Origin of the sequence: Alicyclobacillus mali NBRC 102425, assembly GCF_001570745.1 — a bacterium.
Classification (GTDB): domain Bacteria; phylum Bacillota; class Bacilli; order Alicyclobacillales; family Alicyclobacillaceae; genus Alicyclobacillus; species Alicyclobacillus mali.
Genome location: NZ_BCSG01000076.1, coordinates 1 through 1,447, shown reverse-complemented (window position 1 = coordinate 1,447; position 1,447 = coordinate 1). Strand labels below are relative to the sequence as shown.

Here is a 1,447-nt window from a genome sequence, read left to right as displayed (position 1 = left end):
CGTGTCAACTCACGAAAAAATCTTACCGAACGGATAGATGATCACTCACCAAAAAATCTAACTTTCGATCCTCCCTCTGATGTAGGAGTGGGAGGGGTGAATGGCCGAAGGCCAGAGGGGAGGAGCGAAGCGGCTTCCCCTCATCGAGCCTGTGGAGTTGTGGTCAACCCGCAGGGTTGTCCATCAAATCCACAGGCCTTAGTGCTGGGTGGAGTCGGAGGGTCCGGAGTAATCGACTCGCCGCTTGAGCCCTGCGCAACGAGGGTTTCCAGCTGACGATGCATTTGCAGCGGATTGAGCGAAAGAATCCAGCGCTCCCAGGCCGCGTGGGAAGATGCTGGTAAAATCCTGGCGTTCAGCATGCGTTGCACGGGTGTTGCCGCTTGGTCATATCGCTTGCGCACGCGCCCTTCTTCGCGCGTTTTCTGGATGAGTTTTCGCATGGGCAAGCAGGCGTTCGCATAGACGTCGAGCCATTGGTACACGGTGTTCAGCCACGTCACATCCTGAGGCGTGTCGTATCGACTGTAGCCCACGACCTCGCGCACCAGGAAGCGGTTTTTCTGCTCGACATGCGGATTGTCGTTCTTCTGGTAAGGGCGGCTACGGGTGTACTGAAGACCTCGCTCACGGACGAACGCCTGAAGGTGTCCATTGATGAACTCGGAGCCGTTGTCCGAATGAATGGCCCAGACAGGGTATGGCCACTCCTCGACGATGCGACGGAGCGCGTCGAGAACGCCGGCTTGACCACGACCGAGTACAGCTCGGCGCCGACTGTATCCCGTGACCACATCCACGACAGAAAGCGTGTAGGCAAAGTGCCCCAAGGCGGAGCCACCGTCATGTTGAACCAGGTCAATTTCCAACGCGCCGGGCCGTTCTTCGTTCCAAGCGTAGGATTGCACAGGGATTTCACTCCGCAACCTGGAAGCCAGTCGACGGCCTGTGGGTACGCGCCGCGCGCTTGGGCGTTGCCATCGTGAGATGCGCCGAGCGAGTGTGGCACGACTGATGTTTTGCAAGTCATGCTCGATTTCGGCCGTAAGACGAAGTTCGCCATGGTGAGCGAGTTGTTGAGCTGTCGAGAGGAGCACGGGGTGGAGCCGTTCAGCGCAGGGGTAATCAAGAGCTTCCCAGACGAGTTGAATGACGGGCATGGCTGCTTGGTAGCGCTGTGGCCGCGGTTTGCGTGGTTTGGCACAGCGCGGCGGCTTCGGATGCATCACGGCAATGGCATGTTTCCGGGCATAGCCGAGCGCGGACTGAATCTCATCGAGAATCCGCGATTTTTCGCGTCTAGATTTCGCCTCTGCGTATCGGGCGCGCATGACCCCAAGATATTCGCGGCGAGAACCAAGAGACATTTCCATGCACGCACCCTTCGGTAAGAATTCGAAGTGAGTGAGCCACCTTCCTTTCGGTTAGATTTTAGCTGAGTGATCGC

Annotated in this window: 1 protein-coding gene; it reads right to left on the bottom strand. The window is 57.8% G+C overall.

Translation table 11 applies throughout. The features are described 5' to 3' along the window. Positions 1-140: 140 nt before the first annotated feature. Positions 141-908 carry a DDE-type integrase/transposase/recombinase gene (locus AMA01_RS14165; protein ID WP_231862970.1) on the bottom strand — a complete coding sequence of 256 codons (768 nt, stop codon included), beginning with the start codon at positions 906-908 and terminating at the stop codon, positions 141-143. Positions 909-1,447 lie beyond the last annotated feature (539 nt).